The organism is Arthrobacter sp. P4_F10 (assembly GCF_056401435.1).
In genome coordinates this window covers 547459-569881 of the sequence record NZ_JBFUJJ010000001.1, presented here as the reverse complement: position 1 = coordinate 569881, position 22423 = coordinate 547459, and the positions used below count along the sequence as shown (strand labels likewise).

At 66.1% G+C, this 22423-nt stretch carries 25 protein-coding genes; 18 read left to right on the top strand and 7 right to left on the bottom strand.

Going from position 1 to position 22423, the window contains the following annotated elements; translation table 11 throughout:
- Nucleotides 1-246: 246 nt before the first annotated feature.
- The gene (locus AC1DR1_RS02645) at nucleotides 247-978 is read left to right on the top strand and encodes a TetR/AcrR family transcriptional regulator C-terminal domain-containing protein (RefSeq protein WP_229993581.1); all 732 of its coding nucleotides are present in this window, start codon (nucleotides 247-249) and stop codon (nucleotides 976-978) included.
- Here AC1DR1_RS02645 and AC1DR1_RS02640 read toward each other — a convergent pair.
- Nucleotides 965-1441 carry a DUF4188 domain-containing protein gene (locus AC1DR1_RS02640; RefSeq protein WP_229993580.1) on the bottom strand — a complete coding sequence of 159 codons (477 nt, stop codon included), beginning with the start codon at nucleotides 1439-1441 and terminating at the stop codon, nucleotides 965-967. The genes AC1DR1_RS02645 and AC1DR1_RS02640 overlap by 14 nt on opposite strands.
- A gap of 71 nt (nucleotides 1442-1512) precedes the next feature.
- Here AC1DR1_RS02640 and AC1DR1_RS02635 point away from each other — a divergent pair, with 71 nt between their 5' ends.
- On the top strand, nucleotides 1513-2151 hold the full coding sequence (locus AC1DR1_RS02635; RefSeq protein WP_229993579.1) for a MerR family transcriptional regulator: 639 nt from the start codon (nucleotides 1513-1515) through the stop codon (nucleotides 2149-2151).
- A gap of 72 nt (nucleotides 2152-2223) precedes the next feature.
- Here AC1DR1_RS02635 and AC1DR1_RS02630 read toward each other — a convergent pair whose 3' ends face one another.
- The 3 genes from AC1DR1_RS02630 to AC1DR1_RS02620 all read right to left on the bottom strand — a co-directional run bounded on the left by AC1DR1_RS02630 (nucleotide 2224) and on the right by AC1DR1_RS02620 (nucleotide 3960).
- Nucleotides 2224-2709: a GNAT family N-acetyltransferase gene (locus AC1DR1_RS02630; protein WP_364747068.1), complete on the bottom strand. Its 486-nt coding sequence runs from the start codon at nucleotides 2707-2709 to the stop codon at nucleotides 2224-2226.
- A gap of 35 nt (nucleotides 2710-2744) precedes the next feature.
- Complete coding sequence (locus tag AC1DR1_RS02625) at nucleotides 2745-3095, bottom strand: ArsR/SmtB family transcription factor (protein ID WP_229993578.1); 351 nt, start codon at nucleotides 3093-3095, stop codon at nucleotides 2745-2747.
- A gap of 124 nt (nucleotides 3096-3219) precedes the next feature.
- A complete protein-coding gene (locus AC1DR1_RS02620; RefSeq protein WP_229993577.1) occupies nucleotides 3220-3960 on the bottom strand; it encodes an aquaporin in 741 nt (246 codons plus the stop codon).
- Between the two features lie 45 nt (nucleotides 3961-4005).
- Between AC1DR1_RS02620 and AC1DR1_RS02615 the strand changes: the two genes are divergently transcribed.
- The 7 genes from AC1DR1_RS02615 to AC1DR1_RS02585 all read left to right on the top strand — a co-directional run bounded on the left by AC1DR1_RS02615 (nucleotide 4006) and on the right by AC1DR1_RS02585 (nucleotide 9865).
- Complete coding sequence (locus AC1DR1_RS02615; RefSeq protein WP_476992135.1) at nucleotides 4006-4680, top strand: arsenate reductase/protein-tyrosine-phosphatase family protein; 675 nt, start codon at nucleotides 4006-4008, stop codon at nucleotides 4678-4680.
- Nucleotides 4681-4843: 163 nt separating this feature from the next.
- Nucleotides 4844-5266, top strand: a complete 423-nt coding sequence (locus tag AC1DR1_RS02610) for an arsenate reductase ArsC (RefSeq protein ID WP_229993575.1) — start codon at nucleotides 4844-4846, stop codon at nucleotides 5264-5266.
- 194 nt (nucleotides 5267-5460) lie between these two features.
- Nucleotides 5461-6834, top strand: a complete 1374-nt coding sequence (locus tag AC1DR1_RS02605; protein WP_476992134.1) for an FAD-dependent oxidoreductase — start codon at nucleotides 5461-5463, stop codon at nucleotides 6832-6834.
- Between the two features lie 42 nt (nucleotides 6835-6876).
- Nucleotides 6877-7566, top strand: a complete 690-nt coding sequence (locus AC1DR1_RS02600; RefSeq protein ID WP_229993573.1) for an arsenate reductase ArsC — start codon at nucleotides 6877-6879, stop codon at nucleotides 7564-7566.
- Nucleotides 7563-7985: an arsenate-mycothiol transferase ArsC gene (locus AC1DR1_RS02595; protein WP_229993572.1), complete on the top strand. Its 423-nt coding sequence runs from the start codon at nucleotides 7563-7565 to the stop codon at nucleotides 7983-7985. The genes AC1DR1_RS02600 and AC1DR1_RS02595 overlap by 4 nt, the downstream gene beginning before the upstream one ends.
- A 2-nt stretch (nucleotides 7986-7987) precedes the next feature.
- Nucleotides 7988-9205 carry an MFS transporter gene (locus tag AC1DR1_RS02590; RefSeq protein ID WP_476992133.1) on the top strand — a complete coding sequence of 406 codons (1218 nt, stop codon included), beginning with the start codon at nucleotides 7988-7990 and terminating at the stop codon, nucleotides 9203-9205.
- Nucleotides 9206-9322: 117 nt separating this feature from the next.
- Nucleotides 9323-9865 (top strand): DinB family protein, encoded by a 543-nt coding sequence (locus tag AC1DR1_RS02585; protein ID WP_476992132.1) that lies wholly within the window; start codon nucleotides 9323-9325, stop codon nucleotides 9863-9865.
- A 108-nt stretch (nucleotides 9866-9973) separates the two neighbouring features.
- Here AC1DR1_RS02585 and AC1DR1_RS02580 read toward each other — a convergent pair whose 3' ends face one another.
- Complete coding sequence (locus AC1DR1_RS02580) at nucleotides 9974-11311, bottom strand: MFS transporter (protein ID WP_476992131.1); 1338 nt, start codon at nucleotides 11309-11311, stop codon at nucleotides 9974-9976.
- A 267-nt stretch (nucleotides 11312-11578) separates the two neighbouring features.
- Between AC1DR1_RS02580 and AC1DR1_RS02575 the strand changes: the two genes are divergently transcribed.
- The 9 genes from AC1DR1_RS02575 (at nucleotide 11579) to AC1DR1_RS02535 (ending at nucleotide 19641) form a co-directional block, all read left to right on the top strand.
- On the top strand, nucleotides 11579-12262 hold the full coding sequence (locus AC1DR1_RS02575; RefSeq protein ID WP_364746763.1) for a GntR family transcriptional regulator: 684 nt from the start codon (nucleotides 11579-11581) through the stop codon (nucleotides 12260-12262).
- Nucleotides 12263-12397: 135 nt separating this feature from the next.
- Entirely contained in the window at nucleotides 12398-13744 is a 1347-nt protein-coding gene (locus tag AC1DR1_RS02570) for an enolase C-terminal domain-like protein (protein ID WP_364746762.1), read from the top strand.
- A complete protein-coding gene (locus tag AC1DR1_RS02565; protein WP_364746760.1) occupies nucleotides 13741-15228 on the top strand; it encodes an aldehyde dehydrogenase (NADP(+)) in 1488 nt (495 codons plus the stop codon). The genes AC1DR1_RS02570 and AC1DR1_RS02565 overlap by 4 nt, the downstream gene beginning before the upstream one ends.
- Complete coding sequence (locus AC1DR1_RS02560; RefSeq protein WP_364746758.1) at nucleotides 15225-16424, top strand: fumarylacetoacetate hydrolase family protein; 1200 nt, start codon at nucleotides 15225-15227, stop codon at nucleotides 16422-16424. The genes AC1DR1_RS02565 and AC1DR1_RS02560 overlap by 4 nt, the downstream gene beginning before the upstream one ends.
- A 121-nt stretch (nucleotides 16425-16545) precedes the next feature.
- Entirely contained in the window at nucleotides 16546-16923 is a 378-nt protein-coding gene (locus tag AC1DR1_RS02555; protein WP_364746756.1) for an ArsR/SmtB family transcription factor, read from the top strand.
- Entirely contained in the window at nucleotides 16920-18002 is a 1083-nt protein-coding gene (locus tag AC1DR1_RS02550) for a cation diffusion facilitator family transporter (protein WP_364746754.1), read from the top strand. The genes AC1DR1_RS02555 and AC1DR1_RS02550 overlap by 4 nt, the downstream gene beginning before the upstream one ends.
- 345 nt (nucleotides 18003-18347) lie before the next feature.
- A complete protein-coding gene (locus AC1DR1_RS02545; RefSeq protein ID WP_229993563.1) occupies nucleotides 18348-18965 on the top strand; it encodes a PadR family transcriptional regulator in 618 nt (205 codons plus the stop codon).
- A gap of 194 nt (nucleotides 18966-19159) precedes the next feature.
- Nucleotides 19160-19312: a hypothetical protein gene (locus AC1DR1_RS02540; protein WP_229993562.1), complete on the top strand. Its 153-nt coding sequence runs from the start codon at nucleotides 19160-19162 to the stop codon at nucleotides 19310-19312.
- Nucleotides 19313-19464: 152 nt separating this feature from the next.
- Entirely contained in the window at nucleotides 19465-19641 is a 177-nt protein-coding gene (locus AC1DR1_RS02535; protein WP_229993561.1) for a CsbD family protein, read from the top strand.
- An 82-nt stretch (nucleotides 19642-19723) separates the two neighbouring features.
- Here AC1DR1_RS02535 and AC1DR1_RS02530 read toward each other — a convergent pair whose 3' ends face one another.
- Together AC1DR1_RS02530 and AC1DR1_RS02525 are read right to left on the bottom strand one after the other, a co-directional pair.
- A complete protein-coding gene (locus AC1DR1_RS02530; RefSeq protein WP_229993560.1) occupies nucleotides 19724-20662 on the bottom strand; it encodes a 5'-3' exonuclease in 939 nt (312 codons plus the stop codon).
- Nucleotides 20663-20691: 29 nt separating this feature from the next.
- On the bottom strand, nucleotides 20692-22209 hold the full coding sequence (locus AC1DR1_RS02525) for a CYTH and CHAD domain-containing protein (RefSeq protein WP_229993559.1): 1518 nt from the start codon (nucleotides 22207-22209) through the stop codon (nucleotides 20692-20694).
- Between the last annotated feature and the right edge of the window lie 214 nt (nucleotides 22210-22423).

Here is a 22423-nt window from a genome sequence, read left to right as displayed (position 1 = left end):
TTGTGCCGCCGTGTGGCTACAGCAGCTAAGCGTCAAGGCCGTGCACGGGGCGCTGAAGCGTGATCCCGGACTCTACGTCACCGCAGATCCGGGGCAAAGCGTTGCTGGGATGGCAATCCGCGTGGCCGCGGAAACCAGACAAAACAACTTCTCTACAGTGTAGACTGTAGGCGTAGACTACACATTAAGCAACCTGCTTATTGTCTTGGAAATGCGACTTCTCCGCACCGACCCGAACGGAACACCATGTCGCCCGAAGAGCATCCGGCACCCCCAGCGACTCCTGGCAAGAAGGCGCGGCTCAGCCGGGAGCTTGTTCTGTCCGCAGCGCTGGCACTGGTGGACGCCGAAGGACTCGACGCCCTCACCATGCGCAGGCTGGGGCACGAACTCGGGCGGGATCCCATGAGCCTGTACCGCTACGCCGCCAACCGCGCGGCATTGCTGGACGGAGTCTCAGAACTCGTCCTGAATGAACTGGCCATCATTCCCGATGACCCCAACTGGCAGGCCCAACTCCGGCGCATTGCCCACGATCTGCGGCTCCTGGCGCTCCGGCACCCCAACGTAGTGCCCCTCCTCGTGACCCGCCCCCTGTCAACACCGCTGGGCCTCCGGCCGCTGGGGACGCTGCGGCCGCTGGAGCAGATCCTGTCCCTGCTGATCGATGCCGGGTTCGCACCCGACGACGCCCTGCACGTCTACCGCGCCTACTACGGATACCTCTACGGGCACATCCTCAACGAACTGCAGGAATTCGTCGTCGACCCGGACGAAAACGAGGCCCTCCTCCGCCTGGGCCTGCACCGTTTGCCGCCGAAGGACTTCCCCCGCCTCCGCGCCCTCGCCCCCGTCCTCGCCGACTACGACGGGATGGCCGAACTGGACGAAGGAATCACCATCCTGCTCTCGGGCCTCGCAGCCCGCCTTTCACTGCCGGGGGCACCGGCCGGCCCCAGCGATCTCAGCGGGGCTTAGACAGCCGCTCCTTCGCGTGATGGCTTCCTGGCCCGACAGGCACAAGCTCGGTGGCCTGCGCGAGGCCTTCGGTAGGCATCGAGACATACATGCTCTCGGCCCGGCTCACCTGGAATGTCTCATGCCAGATGCCGACGGCGTTGGGGGCCTTTCTTGCCTGGCGGTTGAAAGCAGTCCAGGCTGGCCTGTGCTCGGACTCGGGCGCACTAGCGTAGGCATACAGCTTGTCCAGCGAGTCCCAGTACTGCACGATGACCGGCCCGCCGGCTCCGAGGGCAAATCGAAAACCACGGAGGCCGGACCCCGGCTCCCTGAAGAGTTCTGTCAGCATCCGGGGCATCGCAAGGAAGACCGGCAGCCACAGATCCGGACGCCAGGGACGGTTGATGCGCATGCCGATGAGGAAGACCACCAAATCACCGGAATGGCGGTGCGTGAAACGTCCAGCATTGATGCGTGCCATACTTTTCTCCTAACTAGATACCATCACTCCCCAATATTGGGGAGTACCACTATCTAAGTCAAGGAGAATCTTTGCGCATCTCAGAGCTGGCCGCGGCCACGGAGGTTCCGGTGGCCACCATCAAGTACTACCTTCGGGAGAATTTGCTGCATGACGGCGTGCTGACGTCCGCGACCCAGGCGCGCTACGACGACTCGCATGTCCGGCGGCTGAAGCTCATCCGGGCGCTGATTGGCACCGCCGGGCTCAGCGTCAGCGCCACCCGCGAGGTACTGCTTGGCCTGGAGAATCCGCCAGAGTCCGGCCACGATCTGCTCGGAATCGCGCACCACGCGGTCACCCGGACCGCGCCGGACGACGTCGACCTCTCCTCGGCACAAAAGCTCCTGGACCATTGGGGCTGGGGCGCAGAGACATGCGACCGCGACACCCAGGCTGCCTTGGTGGCGGCCCTGCACGGGCTTTCAGATGCAGGATTCGACGCGCCGGCGGCGCTCTTGGACCGCTACGCCGCGGCAATGCAGGACATCGCGGAGGCCGACGTCGAAAGTGTTCCCACGGATTCGGCCGAGGCCGCGATGCGGCACGTGGTCCTCGGGACACTCCTGATGGAACCCGTACTCCTGGCCATGCGCCGGCTGGCGCAGCAAAGCGCATCCTTCCAGCGGCTTGGCCGGGCGGGGTCCCCCGTGCCGCCCGGCGCGGAATAGCTTGCCGGGGCGAACCCCACTGGCAGGCAGGCTGGAGACGCCTAACTGCTCTGCGGGCGCATCACCGGCGTTCTAGATGATCGGGGAGCGCCGCTCGATCAGCACAGTATCCCGCCATTGACCCGCGCTGGGCCCGTAGCTCATGCGGGCGATGCGGCTACGTCTTCCGACGACGGCGAATCCGTTCGCGAGGTGGAGCTTAAGGCTTGCTGCGTTTTCGGGGAAGATGCTGGCCTGGATAGTCCAGATTCCGCACTGTTCGGTCGACGCTGCCAAGGCCTGAAGCAGTGCGGATCCGACTCCCCTGCCGCGGGCCTCCGCGGCGACATAGACAGAGTGTTCGACCACGCCGGCATACACGGGCCGCGCGGACACGGCAGAGACAGCCGCCCAGCCAAGAATCTCACCCTCGGGCGCCTCGGCGACCAGACGGTGGCCGGGCAGCCGGGAGTTGGTGAAGCGTTCCCAGTCCGGCACGTCTGCTTCAAAGGTGGCGTGTCCCGTGGCGATTCCTTCGCGGTAGATCCCCCGGACGGCCGGCCAGTCGTCCTCGCGCATGATGCGGACCGTGACCGCAGGCTGTTCTGGCGCGGTCACAGGGTTGCCAGGAGCCCGGCCGTCTCCTCGAGCGCCCCGGGCACCAGGGAGTAGTAGGCCCACGTGCCGCGCTTTTCACGGTGCAACAGCCCGGCTTCGACCAGGATCTTCAGGTGATGGGAGATCGTAGGCTGGCCCAGGTCCAGGGGCCCGGTGAGGTCACAGACGCATGCCTCCCCTGACTCGCCGGCTTTGACGATGGAGAGCAGCCGGAGCCGGTTCGGGTCGGCCAGCGCCTTGAAGACCAGCGCTTTCTGCTTGGCCTCCTCTGCGCCCAGGGCAGGCGTTCCTGACGGCGAGCAGCAGGTTCCGTCCATGGTCGGTTCGAGGATAGGCAGGGCGTTCATGTGTCTATTATGCCCTGATATTGATAATCATCAATATATGAGCCGCAGGCCTCGGGTCGGGAGCGTCCCCGGCGCAGACTCGGTTACGGCGGGCACTGGTCGGCCCGTCGCGTGCCGGCGCAGCTTATGAGCTGGCCGGTTCGGCACTGCGCGGGAGAACGACGTCGTCCGCGATGCGGGCCGCGGCCGGGAACAGCAGGAGGAGCAGGCCAAGTCCCACTGCGGCGCCGAACAGCTGAGCAATAATGAATGGTGGAACGGATCCCGGGGCGATGCCGGCGAAGGTGTCGCTGAAGATCCGCCCCACCGTCACTGCCGGGTTCGCGAACGACGTCGAGGACGTGAACCAGTACGCCGCGCCGATATACGCACCCACCGCAGGTGCAGCGAGGGCGCCGCGGGACGTGGCCGCAAGGGCGAAGATCAACAGGATGAGCCCAGCAGTGGCGACGACCTCACCGAGCAGATGCCCTGCGGTTGCGCGCTCCTTGGTGGAGACGGACGTGCCCATGTCAAACATGGCGTTCGCGAGAACGCTGCCACCGATAGCGCCGAGCGTCTGCGCCGCCGTGTAGACGCCCAGCTCCGGCAGGGTCAGGCCGGAGCCGCTGCGGCGGCCCAGGAGCCAGTCAACCAGGGACACCGCGGGGTTGAAGTGCGCGCCGCTTACCGGTCCGAACATCAGGATCAGCACCGTCAAACCCAGCACCGTGGCCGTGCTGTTCTGGAGCAGCTGCAGGCCGACGTCACCGGGGGAAAGCTGCTGGGCGGCGATTCCGGAGCCGACGACGATGGATACGAGCAGGCAGGTGCCGAGCAGTTCGGCCACGGCGCGGCGCCACAGCGGCGGCTGGTTTGAAGTCATGGCAACAGCTTGATCCAAAGAACTAACTCAGTCAAAATTGAATCAATGAATATTGAAGGAGTTGACTCGTTCCGAAGACGGGTAGCCAGGCACGCGGCCCTCGCTGATGCCGCGCGGCTGCGCATCGTCGACCTGCTCACCCTCGGGGATTTTTCCCCGACGGAACTGCAAGCAGAGCTGGGCATGCCGTCCAACCTCCTCTCCCACCACCTGCGGACACTCGAAGATGCCGGCCTGGCAACGCGCAGCCGCTCCGAAGCTGACCGGCGCCGCAGCTACATCCGCCTCGCCGCCGGCGCCCTGGACGGCCTCGTTCCCGGGGCGGAGCACGGTGCCCACCGCGTCCTGTTCGTCTGCACGCACAACAGCGCCCGGTCCCAACTGGCGGCCGCCCTCTGGCAGCAGGTCAGCAACATCCCGTCAACCTCTGCCGGAACCCACCCCGCGGACCGAATCGCCCGGGGAGCCATCGAGGTCGCCCGCCGTCATGGCCTGGACCTTGCGGACCTTCCCCCGCGCACCCTGAACCAGGTGGCAGGCGAGGGCGACTTCATCGTGACCGTCTGCGACAAGGCCCACGAGGAACTGCCCGGACTGGGTGGAATCCACTGGTCGGTGCCGGACCCGCTGCGCCCGGGCACCAAAGAAGCCTTCGACAAGGCGTTCAACGACATCTCCCGCCGCATCAATGACCTTGCACCCCGCGTAACCGCCGCCTAGGTCCGTCGCAGAAACCCGCCGAAAGCAAATATTGACATTCATCAATCTATAGCCCGATACTCTCTATATCGATCATCATCAATGTTCGGTTGAGAGCTTCAAACCGGGCGCAAGACTCCAGACTGTATCGCCCACTCACCTCATTGATTCCAGGAGAAACCCCGTGAGCACCGAAACCGCCAAGAAGCCGTCCGTCCTGTTCGTTTGCGTCCACAACGCCGGCCGTTCCCAGATGGCCGCAGCCTTCCTGACCACCCTCGGTGAGGGACGGATCGAGGTCCGTTCCGCCGGTTCGCAGCCCGCCGACAAGGTCAACCCGGCCGCGGTCGAGGCCATGGCCGAGCTCGGCATCGACATGTCCGCCGAGATCCCCAAGATCCTCACCACCGAGGCCGTGCAGGAATCCGACGTCGTGATCACGATGGGTTGCGGCGACGAGTGCCCCTACTTCCCGGGCAAGCGCTACGAGGACTGGGTCCTGGAGGATCCGGCAGGCCAGGGCGTGGAAGCCGTCCGCCCGATCCGCGACGAGATCAAGGGCCGCATCGAGGACCTGATCGAGTCCCTGGCCCCTGCCGCCAAGTAAGGGGCAGCACCACACGTCTGACAGATGACGGAAAGGGGGTGAGCTGAATGAACACCGGATGCTGCGGCGACGGATGCTGCGACGACGAGGATCAGGACTGCTGCTAACCCAACCCCGGCACCTGCCGGCCCACCCCGGCCGGCAGGGCCAACCGAAAACAACCGCAACACCACTACGGATGAAAGAGGACACCAATGGATTCAGCGAAGAACCTTCCAGTTGCCGTGATCGGCGCCGGTCCCGTGGGCCTGGCCGCCGCGGCCCACCTGATCGAACGCGGATTGGAGCCGCTGATCTTCGAAGCCGGCCCCTCCGCGGGTGCCGCCATCGAACAGTGGCGCCACATCCGGCTGTTTTCCCCGTGGCGGTTCAACATCGATGCCGCCGCCGTCCGCCTGCTCGAAGCCGCCGGCTGGGCGCCGCCGCGGCCCACGGCCCTGCCCTACGGCGGGGAACTCATCGACAACTACCTCGGCCCGCTGGCCGCGCTCCCGGCCATCAGCTCGCGGCTGCAGACCGGCGCCAGGGTCATCGCCGTGACCCGCGCCGGCATGGACAAGACCCACACCCGAAACCGCGAGGCCACCCCGTTCGTCGTCCGGGTCGAGCACGAGGACGGAGAAACCCGCGACCACACCATGGCCGGGGTCATAGACGCTTCTGGCACCTGGTCCACCCGCAACCCGCTGGGTACCTCCGGGCTCCCCGCCGTCGGCGAAGACACCGCCGCGGACCGGATTTCCTCTTCATTGCCGGACGTCACCGGCCGGGACCGCGCCTCGTTCGCCGGCCGCCGTGTCCTGGTCGTCGGTGCCGGCCACTCCGCCGCCAACACGCTGATCAGCCTCGCCGACCTGGCCAAGGACGAACCGAACACCCGGATCCTGTGGGCGGTCCGCGGCGCGTCCGCCGAGAAGGTCTACGGCGGTGGCGACGCCGACGGGCTGCCCGCCCGCGGCCAGCTCGGCGCCCGCCTGCGCCGCCTCGTCGAGGCAGGAACCATCGAACTGCACACCGGATTTGGCATTGGCTCGCTGAAATCCCTCGCCTCGGGAGTAAGCGTCGATTCCGTTGACGGCCGGACCCTGGAGGCCGACGTCGTGGTGCCCTGCACCGGCTTCCGCCCGGACCTGAACATCCTGCGCGAACTCCGGTTGAACCTTGACCCGGCCGTCGAAGCACCCGTGGAGCTCGGCCCGCTGATCGACCCGGAATTCCACTCCTGTGGCACTGTCCCCCCGCACGGCGCAGCACTGCTGGCACACCCGGACAAGGACTTCTACATCGTCGGCATGAAGTCCTACGGCCGGGCGCCGACCTTCCTGCTCGCCACCGGCTACGAACAGGTCCGCTCAGTCGTCGCCGCCCTGGCCGGTGACCGCGAGGCGGCCGACACAGTCCAGCTCGAACTCCCCGAAACCGGTGTCTGCTCCTCTGACGCCGGCACCAGCTGCGACGTCCCAGCACCCGCCACTGCGTCCGAATCCTCATGCTGCGCCGCTCCCGAGCCGGTGCTCGTGGGCTTCCCCACCGGGCTGTCCCACGGACGCTCCGGCGACAGCAACTGATCCGGATTTCCTTTCCGTGAATCACATCCTTGGAGCGCCGAGATGACTGAACCCCACGAAAACCGGTATAAAACCCGCCAGAGGCTGCAGGAGAACACCGAGCTGCTGCAGCGCATCAGCAACCGTCTGGCCGACAAGTTCGCGGGCATCTTCGCCGCCGAAACCGTCGAACGCTACGTCTTCGAGACGTACACGGCCATGGCCCGGACCGCGAAGATCACCACCCACCTTCCTGCCACCACCGAGCACTTCGCCAACGACCGGCTCACTGCGCTGGCCAAATCCAAGGGAGCCGTCGCCTCGGAGGTCCCCGAAGTCTTGTTTGTCTGCGTGCAGAACGCCGGCCGCTCCCAGATGGCCTCCGCGCTGTTGAACGTCGAGGCCAAGGGCCGGATCCGCGTCCGCTCCGCGGGCTCGATGCCGGCGGCGGAACTGGACCCCGGCGTCGTCGCGGCGATGTCCGAAATGGGCCTGGACCTGACCCGGGACTACCCCAAACCCCTCACCGATGATGTGGTCCGTGCCTCGGACGTCGTGATCACGATGGGCTGCGGCGACTCCTGCCCGATCTACCCCGGCAAACGCTACGAGGACTGGGAACTGGCAGACCCGGCCGGACTACCCGTTGCGGCAGTCCGGATCATCCGCGACGAAATTCACGAGCGGGTCAAGGCACTGGCCGCATCACTGCTCAGCAGCCCCAGCTCAGATAAGGAAGAATCCAACGCATGATCGATACCACGAAAACCCCCAGCGTCCTGTTCGTCTGCAGCAAGAACGGCGGAAAATCCCAGCTCGCCGCCGGACTCATGAACCAGCTTGCAGACGGGACCGTCACAGTGCACTCAGCCGGGACCAAGCCCGCCGAATCGCTGAACCCCCAGTCCGTGGAATCCCTGGCAGAACTCGGCATCGACATCACCGGCGAACACCCCAAACCCGTCACCGACGAAGTCCTGGACGGGGCCGACGTCGTTATCGTCCTGGGCAACGAAGCTAAGCTAGAGCCCCGCGAGGGCAAGCGGCTCGAGTTCTGGGATACGGACGAGCCCTCCGAACGCGGCATCGAAGGCATGGAACGCATGAACCTGGTCCGGGACGACATTAGGGCCCGCGTGCAGAAGCTGTATGCGGAGCTCACCGGGGACTAGGCATGCCCGCCCCGGCGTTATCCCGGACACTGGTCGCCGAGGGTGCACCGCGCGGCGGCCTTGCCGCGCTGTGCATCACCCAGACCACCGGATGGGGCGTGCTCTACTACGCGTTGATCGCGGCGGTCCGGCCCATCAGCCAGGACACCGGCTGGGACCCGGCCCAGGTGACGGGAGCCTTTTCCGCCGGCCTGCTGGTCTCCGCGGCGGCGGGGATCGCCGTCGGCAGGATCCTCGATCGGACCGGCCCGCGCATGCTGATGATCGGCGGATCCCTGCTCGGCATGCTTGCCCTGGTCGTGGCGGCGATGGCACCGAACCTGGCAGTGTTCATTGCGGCCTGGCTGCTGGCCGGTACCGCGCAGGCCGCCGTCCTGTACCAGCCAGCCTTCACAGTCATTAGCCGCTGGTACGGCCCGGCGAGGGTGCGGCCGTTGACGATCCTGACGCTTGTCGCCGGGTTCGCGTCCACCATCTTTGCCCCCGCCACCGCAGCCCTGACGTCCGCGTTCGGCTGGCGGGGCGCCTTCATCATCCTCGCCGGGATCATGGGACTCATCGCCGTGCCGCTGCACGCCCGCTACCTGAACCGGAACTGGGCCCCGGCCGCCCCCGGCACCCTTGCGACAGTCCACCGGGCCATGCCGCGTATCGTCCGGCGAAGCCCGGAATTCCTCGGGCTGCAGGCGCTGATGGTCCTGCTCTGCCTGGGGCTTTACACGGTGACGCTGAACATCATGCCGCTGCTCGCGGAGAAAGGCGCCGACTACGCCACGGCCGCGCTCGGTCTCGGTCTCGTGGGCGCCGGTCAGGTCGGTGGCCGGCTACTGTTCGCGGCCATCCCGGCCGGCGCCCGGCTGCAGGTCATCACCGGAACGGCGGCCTGCGCCGCCTTCCTGCTCGCTGCACTGCCGGGCCCGGTGCCGGCGCTGATCGCGGCGGGAATGCTCGCCGGCGCGGTCCGCGGTTGCCAGACCCTGCTGCAGGCCACCATCGTGGCTGACCGCTGGGGAACACAGAATCTTGGCACTTTGCAGGGACTGTTCGCGGCACCGCTCACAGCTGTTACGGCCGTCGCCCCGGCCGCGGGTCCGCTACTGGCGGCCTGGCTCGGCACCTACACGGGCATGGCGTACGCCATGGCCGCTGCAGCCGCCATGGCCGCCGTTCTCGCCGCCGCCGGAAGCGTTCGAAAGCTCAGGCCCTCCACGATCGGCTGAGAGATCCTCCGCCCCTGCGGCTGATCGACGCGGGACATAATGAAGGCACGTCGCCATGGATGCGGACCATTTGAGGGCCGCGGCCGGCTGAAGACCGAAGACTACGAAAGGCACATCGTGGACCCGACAAGGGAAGAGATCCTGGCCGGGTACAGCCGCGCCCGCCGCGACCTCGCCGCCTTGCTGCGGAGCGCAGCGCCCGCAGATCTCGACCGCAGGAGCGACGGCACACGCTGGACCAACGAGGAGCTGCTCTTCCACATGGTGTTCGGCTACATGGTGGTCCGCGCCCTGCTTCCCCTGGTCCACGTTGTCAGCCGGCTCCCCCGCCCGGTCGGCAGGGCTTTTGCTGGCGTCCTCAACTCGGCCACCGGCCCCTTTGATGTGGTGAATTACTGGGGTTCCCGGGCCGCCGCCCGCGTCTACAACCGGCGAAGGATGAGCCGGAAACTGGACAAGACCATCGCCGCGCTCTCCCGCCGGCTCGGTCGCGAAAGTTCCCGGTCCCTCGCCAGGTCGATGCCGTTCCCCGACAGGTGGGACCCTTTCTTCACTCCGCTAATGACACTCAACGATGTGTACGCCTATCCGACACTTCATTTCGACTTCCACGCCAAGCAGTTGAGTCTTCGGCACCCGGACGCACCGGTCGAGTCCTAACATTCAAGCCGAAATAGCATCGGGTTCAGCAGCGGCCGCCCTGTGCCAGCCAACTGCCCGACGTCGGACGGGCCGCCACCCGAAACACAGAGTGGCGGCCCCAGTTCCCTACACCGAGGCTGCCGCCGGGACCTTCAGGGGCTCGATCTTGCCAAGGACGAACAGATAGTTTGCGGCGCCGATCAGTGAAACGATTCCAATGACCGCGAGCGGCGCCACGAAGGACCCCGTCTGATCCACCAGGACGCCGATCAGGATCGGTGTGAAGATGCCGGCCAGGTTGGAGGCAAAGTTCTGGAGTCCGCCAATGGATCCCACGTGCCGGGAGCTCGGGGCAACATCGGCCGGCAGGGACCAGATGCCGGTGGCGGCGACGGTGAGGCTCGAATACGCCACTGAAAGAAGCGCCAGGGCCATCCACGCCTCCGGCACCACGGCAGCGAACATGATGACCGAACCGCCGATCAGGCCACCGGCGATGGCGGTCTTGCGGACCCGGGTCACCGAGACGCCGCGCTGTACCGCACGGTCGGCGACATAGCCGGCCAACCAGCCGAAAGCGACTGCACAGATGCCCGGAATGGCACCAAAGAACCCGAGCTTGAGCAGGTCGAACCCGCGCTCCTTCACGAGGTAGCTCGGAAAGAACGTGATGAAGAAGTAGATAGCGGCGTTCAGGCAAAAGAAGCCGAACATCATGCTGAGTATGGTGCGGTACTTGAAGAGTGACCGCCACGGCAGCTTCGCTGCGCCGGCGTCGTCGCTCGCCTCGCTTCGGGCACCACCCTCCTGGATGTAGGACACCTCGGCGGCGTTGGCAGCCGGGTGTTCCTCGGGGCTGCGGTACGTCTTCCACCACACGGCGGCCCAGACCAGACCGGCAATGCCGATGATGATGAAGACCGCGTGCCACGAGGTGAACGCCACGATCAAGGTAACGATGGGCAGGGCGATGACCGCACCCACACGGGAGCCCGAATCCCAGATGCTGGTAGCAAAGGCCCGCTCCCGGACCGGGAACCAAGTGGCCACAACTTTGGCCGCGGTGCTCGGCGCCGGGCTTTCACCGACACCCAACAGGAACCTGGCGGCGAAAAGCGACCAAAAGCTCGTCGACATGGCCGTGATCATGGTGAAGATGGACCACCAAACCGCCGCAAGCGAGAACGATTTCCGCGGCCCCACCTTGTCGACGTACCACCCGGCTGCCAGTTGGCAGAAGTCGTAGGCCCAGAAGAAGGCGGCGAAGATGAGTCCCTGCTGGGTTGCCGAGAGTTCGAAGTCCTTGCCCATGAACGGCAAGGCCACGCTGAGGCTGGACCGGTCCAGATAATTGATGCTCAGCCCAATGAACGCGAGCCAAATAATCATCCAGCGTTTGCGGGTCATGGTGCGGGGCATATTGGGGGATGACTTGGGGGCGAGCTTACTGCCGAGCGCAGTCATGCGGTCTCCTTTGACATAAACATGGCTTCGGGTGCCTGGGCACCGGGATGGTCAGGCGCCAAGAGTGCCAGCACCAGAATCATATAGGAATCGGCTTAATCATATAGAGGATGTGATCCACGACAAGTCCCTTTCCGGAAAATCTTTCAGACCGCCCCCTGACGCCCTGTGGCTTATGATTCCCACAGCGACTCCCACCACTCCACACAAAGAGGTAAACGCGTGCCCCCACGTCAATCGTCCGATGCATCCAGAGGCAAGGCGGCCGTGAGTGATGTCTACTCGGCCATGCGCGCCTCCATCCTCACGGGCGAAATTGAACCCGGCACGCGGATCAACATCGATGCCGTCGCCCGCAGCATGGGCGTCTCCCAGACTCCGGTCCGCGAAGTGCTTCAGCGACTGGAGGGCGACAACCTGGTGGTCTACACCCCAGGACGCGGCTACAGCACCACTCCCCTGCTGGACCTGGCCGAGTTGCGCTCCCTTTTTGAATTCCGACTCCTGGTCGAGCCATGGGCGGCGCGCTCTGCCGCCGTGGACCGCCTGGCCAACCCGGCCGGAGCCCTGGAAAAGGAGCTGTCGGCCTTCCGGGACCGGATGCAGAACAGCGGGGACCTTCGGCAGGACCTCGTGGCCCATGACACCCGCTTCCATGACACCATCCTCGCGGCGGCGGGGAACACGGTTGTGCGGCACGCCTTCGCGCAAACCCACTGCCACCTGCACACGTTCCGCCTCTACCCCGCAGACGTCGACGGCGCCATTACGGTAGCCGAGCACTCGGCCGTGCGGGAGGCCATCCGGACATGCCAGCCGGAACGTGCCGAGGAGGCCATGGCCGAGCACATCAGAAACTCCTTCACCCGGTTTGCCCAGGCTTTCAAGGACAACGCGGCCCTCTCTCCACTGGAGGACAGCGGACCCCCACGGCCGCACATCGTCGGCTGAAAAGAAGCCCCGGCCTGCTGGCCGGGGCTTCTTTACTCTCCGGAACACTTGATCTGGATCACCTTTCCTATATGATTACCGGAATTCATATAGGAATCGTGTCCACTCATTGAACTGATCAGAGAGAAGATATCCATGCCTTCCATCATCTCCATCCACACCCAGGACGTGCGCTTCCCCACGTCGCTGGAACTCGATGGCTCCGACGCGGTCAACGTTGACCCCGACTACTCCGCCGCCTATGTCGTCATCCGCACCGATGCGGGAGACGAAGGCCACGGCTTTGTGTTCAGCTGCGGACGCGGCAACGATATCCTCACGCATGCCATCGACGCCTACGCCCGCCTGCTCGTCGGCCGGGACATCGACGAACTCATCTACGACCTCGGCGGCGCCTCAAAGCGGCTCATCCACGATTCCCAGCTGCGCTGGCTCGGCCCGGAAAAGGGCGTCACGCAGATGGCCTGCGGTGCGCTCGTGAGTGCCCTCTGGGACATCCGCGCCCGGCGTGAAAACAAGCCGCTGTGGCTCCTCCTCAGCGAGATGCCTGCCGAGGAAATTGTCGACGTCGTCGATTTCACCCATATTCGCGACGCCCTGAGCCCGGAGCAGGCGCTGGACATCCTGCGGGCCGGCGAAGCCGGCAAGGCTGCCAGGATCGCGGCCCTCAAAGTGGAGGGATATCCCGCGTACACCACATCGCCCGGATGGCTCGGCTACAGCGACGAGAAACTGGTCAGGCTGAGCAAGAAGGCAGCCGCCGACGGCTTCTCCATGATCAAGCTGAAGGTGGGCGGTGACCTCAACGATGACCGCCGCCGCATGGCCCTGGCCCGGGCGGCCGTCGGCGACCTCCCGATCGCGATCGACGCCAACCAGCGGTGGGAAGTTTCCGAGGCCATCGAATGGGTCAACCAGCTGGCAGAGTTCAGCCCCTACTGGATCGAGGAGCCCACGAGCACGGACGACATCCTGGGCCATGCCGAGATCCGGAAGGGTGTTGCACCCGTGCGGGTCGCCACCGGCGAGGCGGTAGCGAGCCGCATCGTCTTCAAGCAGCTGCTGCAGGCCGGGGCCATCGACGTTCTCCAGCTGGATTCCACGCGGGTGGGTGGCGTGAACGAGAACATCGCCAACCTCCTGCTCGCCGCCCGCTTCGACGTGCCGGTCTGCCCGCACGCCGGCGGTGTCGGGCTGTGCGAGCTTGTCCAGCACTTCTCGTTCTTCGACTACGCGGCCATCAGCGGTACCCAGGACGGACGGATGATCGAGTACGTGGACCATCTTCACGAGCACTTCGCCGAGCCGGTCCGCATCATCAACGGCCGGTACGCCGCCCCGGAACTGCCGGGCACCGGCGCCGAAATGTTCAGCGCCTCCCGCTCCCGCTGGGAGTTCCCCGCCGGGGCAGGATGGGTGGAAGTGGGAAGCCGCGCCGCCGTCACGGGCGCGTCCCTGACCGAAGCCGGGGCGGTCCGATGACAACCACTCTTGAGGACCTCAATGCGCGTATCGATGCCGCCCAGGCCGCGTTCGAAAAGGGCCGCGCGGCCGATCCCCACACCCGGGCGTCTTGGCTGGAGGCAGCGGCCGCCGGCCTGGAGACTGACGCGGATTCGCTCGTGGAAATCGCCCACCAGGAAACGCATCTGGGCGACGCCCGGCTCCGGGGCGAATTGAAGCGCACCGTCTTCCAGCTCAGGCTCTTCGCGGCGGAAATCCGTCAGGGCGAGCACCTCGACGCCACCATCGACCACGCAGACCCGGACTGGGGCATGGGGCCGCGGCCTGACCTGCGCCGGCTCAACGTGCCGATCGGCGTCGTCGGGGTTTTCGGGGCGTCCAACTTCCCGTTCGCCTTCAGCGTGATGGGCGGCGACAGCGCCTCGGCCCTGGCCGCCGGCTGCGCCGTCGTGCACAAGGCACACGACGGACACCTGAACCTTGCGGTTCGCACGGCCGAGACCGTTATCGCCGCACTTGACGCCGCCGGGGCACCCTCCGGCCTGTTCTCGCTCGTCACCGGCCGGCCCGCGGCGGAGGCCCTGGTGGACCACCCCGCGGTCAAGGCGATCGGGTTTACGGGTTCGACGGCGGGCGGACGGGCCCTGTTCGACCGTGCCGCGGCCCGGCCCGAACCGATTCCGTTCTTCGGCGAACTGGGCGGCATCAATGCTGTTTTCGTGACCGAGGGCGCCTGGGCGGCCCGGCGAGAGGAAATCCTCAGCGGCTACGCCAGCTCCTTCACCATGGGAATGGGCCAGTTCTGCACCAAGCCGGGGCTGCTGTTTGTTCCCCGCGGACAGACCGACCTCGTCCGGCGGGTGCTCAGCGGCGCCCTGGCGGACTGCGCAGCAACCCAGTTGCTGAGCTCGCGGCTGCACGGCGGCTACAGGCAGTCTGTGGCCCACCTGCAGAGCAACGCAGGCGTCGAGGTCCTGGTGGAAGGAGACTTCGCCGAGACGCCGGCGCCGACCGTGCTTCACACGACGGCAGCTGCGGCGCGCAGCGATCCGTCGATCCTCCGGCAGGAAATGTTCGGACCGGCCAGCCTGGTGGTGGAGTACGGCGACGAGTCGGAACTCCCCGCCCTCGCGGAACTTCTTGAGGGACAGCTGACCACCACTGTCCAGGCGGAGCCCGGCGACGACGTCTCCGACCTCGCCGCGCGGTTGACGGACATCAGTGGCCGCGTGCTCTGGAACGGCTGGCCCACGGGGGTCACGGTCAGCTACGCCCAGCACCACGGCGGACCCTACCCCGCCACGACGTCCGCCACCACATCGGTGGGAACGGCCGCCATCCGCCGATTCCTCCGGCCCGTGGCTTACCAGTCGTTCCCGGAAGCGCGGCTGCCCGAACCGCTGCAGGACGCCAACGGCTGGAACGTGCCGCAGCGGGTGGATGGAGTGTGGCGGCGGCCCGTCATCACAGAGGGACTTCCCGGGAGCGAGGCTCAGCGATGAACGCACCCCTGAACATCGGCGGAGCATCTGTGCTCCCGGACGATGCAGCGCAAGCATTGCTGATCGGCCGTGTCTGGGACGTTGAAACCTCGGGACCCCGGGTGGTCGCGGTCCAGGAGGAGGGGGTGTTCGACCTTCACCAGCTGGCCGGTACGGTCTCTGAGCTCCTCGAACGTCCCGATCTTGTGGCGGACGTGCGTGCTGCGATGGATGCGGCGCGCTGGAAGACCGCCGACGTCGTCGAAGCATCCCTGGCGCAGGACCCAACGCGTCCGCACTTCCTGGCGCCAGTGGACCTCCAAGTCATTAAGGCCTGCGGCGTCACCTTCGTGGACAGCATGATCGAGCGCGTGATCGAGGAGCGTTGCGGCGGAGACGCCAGCAGGGCCACAGAGATGCGGGAACTGGTGGCCACCGCCCTCGGCGGCAGCATCGGCGCAATCCGCCCGGGCTCCCCGGCGGCGGCCGAGACCAAAAAAGTCCTGATCGCGGAGGGCCTCTGGTCGCAGTACCTGGAGGTGGGCATCGGACCGGACCCCGAGGTCTTCACGAAGGCCCCGGTCCTGTCCTCGGTGGGGCTCGGCGCGGGAGTCGGGATTCCGTCTTTTTCCGCATGGAACAACCCCGAGCCGGAACTGGTGCTCATCGTCACCTCGGCCGGTCAGGTTGTGGGCGCGACGCTTGGCAACGACGTGAACCTCCGGGATGTGGAGGGCAGGAGCGCCCTGTTGCTGGGAAAGGCGAAGGACAACAATGCATCCAGCGCTTTGGGCCCACTGATCCGGCTGTTCGATGACGGGTTCAGCCTGGAAACGCTGCGCCAGGAAGAGATCCTGCTGCGTGTCGAGGGCCAGGACGGCTATTCGCTGGAGGGCCGCAACTCGGTGGCCAGGATCAGCCGGCCGTTCGAAGAACTCGTGGCGGCGACTTTCGGGAAGCACCATCAGTACCCGGACGGGTTCGCGTTGTTCACAGGCACGCTGTTCGCCCCCAACCAGGACCGGGATGAGCCGGGGCAGGGGTTCACCCACCACATGGGAGACGTTGTGACGATCCGCAGCAGCCATCTCGGGGCCCTGATCAACCTCGTGGGCGCTGCGGAAGAGTTGCCGGAATGGTCCTTCGGGCTGCGGCAACTGTTCGGCTATCTGCAGTCCCAACAGCATGTTCAAGCCGTATCCCTCGGCGGCCGGTAGCACGTCCCGCCCGTCCGAAAGCCCAGGCTTGACCTGCTAGGAGGGGCCAGCGACGGCGGCCGCGCACCCGGCGCGCGGCCGCCGTCTTGAGAGAGGCGCAGTTATATGTAAGTATCTGCGTATGAATGCAGATAACAATGCCGGCAACCTTACCGCGGACAGCCAGTACGTTGAACTGGCTGTGGAGGTTTTCGCCATGCTGGCCGACGCCACCCGGGTCAGGCTGATCCTGGCCCTGCGCCACGGCGAGCTGCCCGTCAACGTGCTCGCCGAAAAGGCGGGGAAATCGGCGGCTGCGGTTTCCCAGCATCTGGCCAAGATGCGGCTGGCGCGCATGGTCGCCACCCGGCAGGAAGGCACCAAGGTCTACTACCGCCTGCAGGACGGGCACGCCTGGCAGCTTGTGGCCGACGCGATTCACCAGGCCGAACACACCCTCGGCACAGCTCCGCATCACACCATCGCTCCGCACAGCCTCAAGCGGGAGGCCGGCGCATGAACCAGCCGATGCATCCCCATCCCGGCCACGACGTCCACCGGCACACGCACGCTCACTCTGAACACGGCGCTGGCAAGGGCGACCTTCAAGCTCACGACGACGACCACCACCACGGCCCGCACGGGCATGTTCACGCGACCGGGTTCAAGGGGTGGCTGCAGGAGCTCTTCGTGCCGCACTCCCATGACTCGGCCGACTCGATCGACTCAGCCCTGGAAAGCAGCTCGCAGGGCATTTGCGCCGTCAAGGTATCCCTGCTCGGGCTGGGGGCCACGTCGCTGTTCCAGCTGGTCATCGTGCTCGTCAGCGGCTCCGTGGCATTGCTGGCGGACACGGTCCACAATTTTTCCGATGCCCTGACCGCCGTGCCGCTGTGGATCGCTTTTCTGCTCGGACGCCGCCGCGCGACCCGGACGTTTACCTACGGGTTCGGCCGTGCCGAGGACCTCGCAGGGCTGTTCATCGTGGCGATGATCGCACTCTCGGCCGTCGTGGCCGCCGTCGAATCCCTCCGCCGCTTCTTTGAACCCCAGCCGGTCCAGAACCTGGGCTGGGTGCTCGCCGCCGGGCTGGTGGGCTTTGCCGGCAACGAACTCGTCGCGATCTACAGGATCCGCGTGGGACGACGGATCGGCTCCGCCGCGCTCGTGGCCGATGGCATTCACGCCCGCACCGACGGGTTCACCTCACTGGCCGTCGTCGCCGGAGTCATCGGCATATGGCTCGGGTTCCCCCTCGCGGACCCGATCGTGGGCCTGCTCATCTCCGCAGCAATCGCCGTGCTGCTGTGGGGAACCATTCGGGACATCGGGCGCCGGCTCATGGACGGCGTCGACCCGAACCTGACGGACCGCCTGGCAGCAGTTGTCACCGCCCACGCCCCCGAGGGCGCAACGTCCCGGCTGCGCTGGTCCGGCCACCGGCTCCACGTCGAGGTCTCCATCCCCATGACCGCGATCACCGCTTTAGGGGAACTTGCCACTCTCCACGACGAAATCGACCACGCCACCCGCCACGCACTCCCGAACGTGGGATCCGTGACAATGGTGCCCACGTTCACCCAGTCAGGGCCGGTCTAAAGCCTGCACGTCCGGCCCTGCACCCCGGCCGCTCCGAATCACTTTCAGAGACCACGAACAGAAGTGACCGCGGCTTCCCGCGGCTTCGGCCCGTGATCGGGTGCTGATTGATCTGTCCGGCTGGGCGAATCCGCGAAGGGTGCCCGGCTGGAACATTTCAGCGTCGAGGCGATGGCACGGACTGTCGGCCCTGGGTCCGGCGGCGGCCGGCAACCTCCCCACTGTCAGCGAAATACCAGTCGGATGGACCGTTGACCGGCGACACTCACCGATATATCGTTAATTATCGCCGAAGGATCGGCGACCATCAGTGAGATTCAAGTGAAGTGGAAGGACGATGTTGTTATGAAAGGCAATCACGACGACAAATTAACGGACGGCGGACCCGCGCTGGGACGCTTCGGGCGCGGCAGGAGCTGTCGCGGACCCCACGGACACGGCGGATTCGGGCCGGGCCGCGGGTTTGGGCCGGGTTTCGGGCCAGGATTCGGACCGGGTTTCGGACCGGGATTCGGTCCCGGCGGTTCGCGGCGGGCCAACAGGGGCGATGTTCGCTCCGCGATTCTCTCCCTCTTGGCCGAATCACCGTCCAACGGCTACGGCCTGATCAAGACAATTGCCGACAAGACGTCGGGAGCCTGGCGTCCGAGCCCGGGCTCCGTCTACCCGACGCTCCAGCAGCTCGTTGATGAGGAGCTGATCGCGCCCGTGGGTGACGGACGGCGCACCGAGTTCACCCTCACCGACGCGGGCAAGGCTTACGTGGCCGATCACGCCGAGGAGCTGGGGAACGCGTGGAACACCGATCCCCAAGGATCCGGGCCGGCGTTTCACCAGAGCGTGGGAAAGCTCATGGGAGTCATCCACCAGTTCCGCTTCTCGGCGACCGAGGAACAACGCACTGCCGCCATGGAAGTAATCGATGACACCCGCCGCGCGCTCTACCGCATCCTCGCCGACTAACACCCCCGTTTACGGCCCCGAGTTCCATGCGTTGGCTTCGGGCGCGGCCCCCTGCCAATGGTGCCAATGGCCCCTCCCGCAAATGACCCGGCAACAATATAGTTAGAGCCACACCCCGCAGCGGGAAAAGAGCGATGATGCGCGGAATAGGCAGACGCCAATCTGGCGGGCGCGGAATAGGTCTGATCGGGACCGTGTATCTGGCCATCGGCGTCGTGGTCGCCGCCACCCACGGCTATCTAGTGGCCTGGAACATTCCCGGCAACATTGTGGAAGGCCTGGCGGCAATTATCCTCTGGCCCCTTGTAGCCATCTTCGGAGTGGATCTGCATACCCTGATCGCTTGATCCTGACAGGTTTCCCAGGGCCGCACGGTGGCCCCGGACCGCCGCAAATGGTGTCGGGTCATCGCCCCCACTTTCGGCACATCTGTCCCTACAATTAACTGTGGCCTCCATGGCATTCACGTCGCGGGGGCGACCAAATAAGGAGGATCATCATGGGCCTGGGTGACAAGATCCACAATGCCGCCGAGAAACTCCACGGCAAAGGCAAAGAGACGGCCGGCAAAGCCACCGGCGACGACAAGATGAAGGCAGAGGGCAAAAGCCATCACGTCAAAGCAGACCTGAAGCAGGCCGGCGAAAAAGTCAAGGACGCCTTCAAGAAACACTGAAAACAGGCCTCCGGAGGGCGGAGGTGCGATCCGTATCGCACCTCCGCCCCGGCCTTTTGACCACACAATCCAAGGACTTTCCCTAACGGAGCAGGTCGAGTGCCTCAAGGAGCCGCCCGACCGAGCCGCCGAGGTTCCACTCTTTGGCGAGACGCTCAAGATCGGCCCGGGAACCGCCGAGGACTGGGTGCAGTTGCGCGCCGGCCTCCTCGAGCGTCGGCAGTTCCAGGTCCCGCACGATCTTCACGACGGCGGGCGCGACCGCGAGGTAGTCCGCCGCCGCGGCGAGCTTCGACCGTACGGATGCGGAGAGCCCGCTTTCTGCGTCAGCGGCAGCCGCGAGCAGCCCGTCAAGCGTGCCGTACTCCCCGAGCAGCGACGCGGCGGTTTTCTCGCCGATGCCGGCGACGCCCGGCAACCCGTCGGAGCTGTCGCCGCGCAGGGTCGCGTAGTCGGCATACTGCCCGGGCAGCACGCGGTACTTGCCGACGACGACGGCGTCGGTCAGGACTTCGAGGTTCTTCATGCCGCGCGCGGTGTAGATCACCTGCACGTGGCGGGCGTCGTCGACGACCTGGAAGAGGTCGCGGTCGCCCGTCACCACGTCGACCGGAAGCTCGGCGTGGCTGGCGTAGGTGCCGATGACATCGTCGGCCTCATGCTCGACAGCCCCGACGACGGCGATGCCGGCGAGCCCGAGCACCCGGCGGATCATCGGAATCTGCGCCTCGAGCGCGTCCGGCACGATCTCCACATCGGGGGCGTCGGCCACCACCTCGGCAACTCGATGCGATTTGTAGCTCGGGATGAGGTCCACCCGCCACTGCGGACGCCAGTCGTCATCCCAGCACGCAATGAGGTGCGTCGCGCCGTAGTCGGTGGTCAGCCGCGCGATCATGTCGAGCAGCCCGCGGACGGCGTTCACCGGGGTGCCGTCGGCACGGCGGATGGTGTCGGGTACCCCGTAGAACGCGCGAAAGTACAGCGACGCGGTGTCGAGCAGCATCAGACGGTCGGTCATAACTGATCCTGACACGGAAACGTCGCGAATCAGGAACGGAGGCGCAGGCCGCGAAGCTTCTTCCCTGCCTTGCGGGCTTTCTTCTCCGTTTTCCGGGCAATGCGTTCTTCCATCTCCAGCAAACCCTGGAAGCCGAGGTCAGTGTCGGCGGTCAGGTCCGGGGTGGCCGCCAGTCTCCCCAGCAGGGCTGTTGCCATGACGCTGTCCTGATGGTCGCCGAGGACTGTCTGGAGCCGTCCAGCGGACTTCGTGAGTTTGACGGCGCGTTTGCCGTGGATTTCCGTGACCGATTCGCCCGCGTGGCGCAGGCGCTTGGCATCCTTTCGCACCTCGTGCAGCGCCGTGTCGCGGGAGGTCCGGCCGGCGGAGCGTTTGACGGCCCTCCGGGAACGCTCCACCCGCTCTGCTGCCCTGTTGACCAGCTTGGCCGTCACTTTGCGCGCCGGGCGGAAGGCGCGAGGCTTGGCAGGCGGGTGGTCCCGGAACTCCTCAAGGGAGCCAAGAAGACGGAAATAGCGAGCGGTCCCGAGGGTCTTCAGGACGTTTCTGTAACCTGCGTTGTGGGCTGCGACCAACTCCTGTTCGATCATCTGGTTCAAGGAGCCGGACCTCTGTTTTTCGGGGAGTTCCATGACGTGCCGGCGAAGCCGCTCCAGCATGACTTCGGCATCGCGCGCCGGACCCAGGATCTGGCCCAGCCACTTCAGTTCAGACTGGAGTTCCCGGACCGCTGAGCGGTTGAAGAGTTTGCGATAGGTGGCCAGGGCTGAGCGCGCCCGGCGGGTCGCGGACCGCATCTTGTGGACGGAATCCGGTGTCCCCAGCCGGACGCCGGGATCATTGGCGATGAAGTCTTCGATCCTTGCATCGAGATAGGCCGTCACGACGTCGACTGCCGGTCCTTTCTTCCGGGGTTTTCCGGCCCGGGGGCCGAGCCCGGCTGGCCACGCATCGCCAAAAGTGCGGGCAAGTTTGGAAGGAAAGACGGAGTGGCTCGCTCCCGTGGACGTCAGGGTTTCGGCGGCAGCGTCGAGGAACTCCCGGGGTCCGTGGACGAGTTCGAGCTCCCATTCACGCCAGTCCAGGGCCGGCCCTGGCGGCTGCAGGGCCTCGGCATGGACAACGTCGTCGGCGAAGTCGGCCAGGTGCTCACCGCCGGGTCCGTAGAGCCGGTAGGTGGTGCGTCGCGTACTCAGCCGGGCGACGGGCACCAGTTCATCGCCCCGGGTGAATACCTGCAGATGATCGGACAGTTCTTCCGGTACGGTCTCCGGCTGGCCCAAGGGTGCGTGGATTTCCTCCCGCTGGTCCGTGCCGGCGGGAAGCTTGAGGTGCCAGCCCTCATCCGTTCCCCCCGTGCGGCGCCGCAGGGTCAGGCGCCGTGCGGCGAGGGCCAGGGACCGGGTGTCGAAGTACACAGCCTCAAGATGATCCGTCGCCGGCTCCGCGACGTGGTCCACACCCTCGATTTCCCGCAGGTCTGGAAGCGCTGAGGAGGTTTCGGCGTCGTACTTTTGTTCCGTTTCAAGTTTTCCGGTGGTGTCCATGGCAGGCCCCCTCTACTGGCACCGCTGGAACATGGACTTGATCCTCGGGCGGGCGTGTCCGGCCGGTGCCTTGGCCTGTTGCGCCCAGCCCGATTCTAGGCCCGGGGGTTGCAGCCAGACCAGTCATCAGTGCAGGTCAGCTGAGCGGCCCCGTCCTGACAGGCGTAAGCTATCTATGCTTCCGCGCCCCACGCTTGGCCGCCCTCGGGCGTGA

Excerpts from the sequence above, each read along its gene's own strand:
- AC1DR1_RS02550 (WP_364746754.1), top strand. The coding sequence starts at position 16,920 with ATGAACCAGCCGATGCATCCCCATCCCGGCCACGACGTCCACCGGCAC.
- AC1DR1_RS02630 (WP_364747068.1), bottom strand. The coding sequence starts at position 2,709 with ATGCGCGAGGACGACTGGCCGGCCGTCCGGGGGATCTACCGCGAAGGA.
- AC1DR1_RS02595 (WP_229993572.1), top strand. The coding sequence starts at position 7,563 with ATGATCGATACCACGAAAACCCCCAGCGTCCTGTTCGTCTGCAGCAAG.
- AC1DR1_RS02555 (WP_364746756.1), top strand. The coding sequence starts at position 16,546 with ATGAATGCAGATAACAATGCCGGCAACCTTACCGCGGACAGCCAGTAC.
- AC1DR1_RS02560 (WP_364746758.1), top strand. The coding sequence starts at position 15,225 with ATGAACGCACCCCTGAACATCGGCGGAGCATCTGTGCTCCCGGACGAT.
- AC1DR1_RS02545 (WP_229993563.1), top strand. The coding sequence starts at position 18,348 with ATGAAAGGCAATCACGACGACAAATTAACGGACGGCGGACCCGCGCTG.
- AC1DR1_RS02600 (WP_229993573.1), top strand. The coding sequence starts at position 6,877 with ATGACTGAACCCCACGAAAACCGGTATAAAACCCGCCAGAGGCTGCAG.
- AC1DR1_RS02565 (WP_364746760.1), top strand. The coding sequence starts at position 13,741 with ATGACAACCACTCTTGAGGACCTCAATGCGCGTATCGATGCCGCCCAG.
- AC1DR1_RS02580 (WP_476992131.1), bottom strand. The coding sequence starts at position 11,311 with ATGACTGCGCTCGGCAGTAAGCTCGCCCCCAAGTCATCCCCCAATATG.
- AC1DR1_RS02525 (WP_229993559.1), bottom strand. The coding sequence starts at position 22,209 with ATGGACACCACCGGAAAACTTGAAACGGAACAAAAGTACGACGCCGAA.
- AC1DR1_RS02625 (WP_229993578.1), bottom strand. The coding sequence starts at position 3,095 with ATGAACGCCCTGCCTATCCTCGAACCGACCATGGACGGAACCTGCTGC.
- AC1DR1_RS02590 (WP_476992133.1), top strand. The coding sequence starts at position 7,988 with ATGCCCGCCCCGGCGTTATCCCGGACACTGGTCGCCGAGGGTGCACCG.
- AC1DR1_RS02570 (WP_364746762.1), top strand. The coding sequence starts at position 12,398 with ATGCCTTCCATCATCTCCATCCACACCCAGGACGTGCGCTTCCCCACG.
- AC1DR1_RS02620 (WP_229993577.1), bottom strand. The coding sequence starts at position 3,960 with ATGACTTCAAACCAGCCGCCGCTGTGGCGCCGCGCCGTGGCCGAACTG.
- AC1DR1_RS02530 (WP_229993560.1), bottom strand. The coding sequence starts at position 20,662 with ATGACCGACCGTCTGATGCTGCTCGACACCGCGTCGCTGTACTTTCGC.
- AC1DR1_RS02645 (WP_229993581.1), top strand. The coding sequence starts at position 247 with ATGTCGCCCGAAGAGCATCCGGCACCCCCAGCGACTCCTGGCAAGAAG.
- AC1DR1_RS02605 (WP_476992134.1), top strand. The coding sequence starts at position 5,461 with ATGGATTCAGCGAAGAACCTTCCAGTTGCCGTGATCGGCGCCGGTCCC.
- AC1DR1_RS02640 (WP_229993580.1), bottom strand. The coding sequence starts at position 1,441 with ATGGCACGCATCAATGCTGGACGTTTCACGCACCGCCATTCCGGTGAT.
- AC1DR1_RS02615 (WP_476992135.1), top strand. The coding sequence starts at position 4,006 with ATGAATATTGAAGGAGTTGACTCGTTCCGAAGACGGGTAGCCAGGCAC.
- AC1DR1_RS02535 (WP_229993561.1), top strand. The coding sequence starts at position 19,465 with ATGGGCCTGGGTGACAAGATCCACAATGCCGCCGAGAAACTCCACGGC.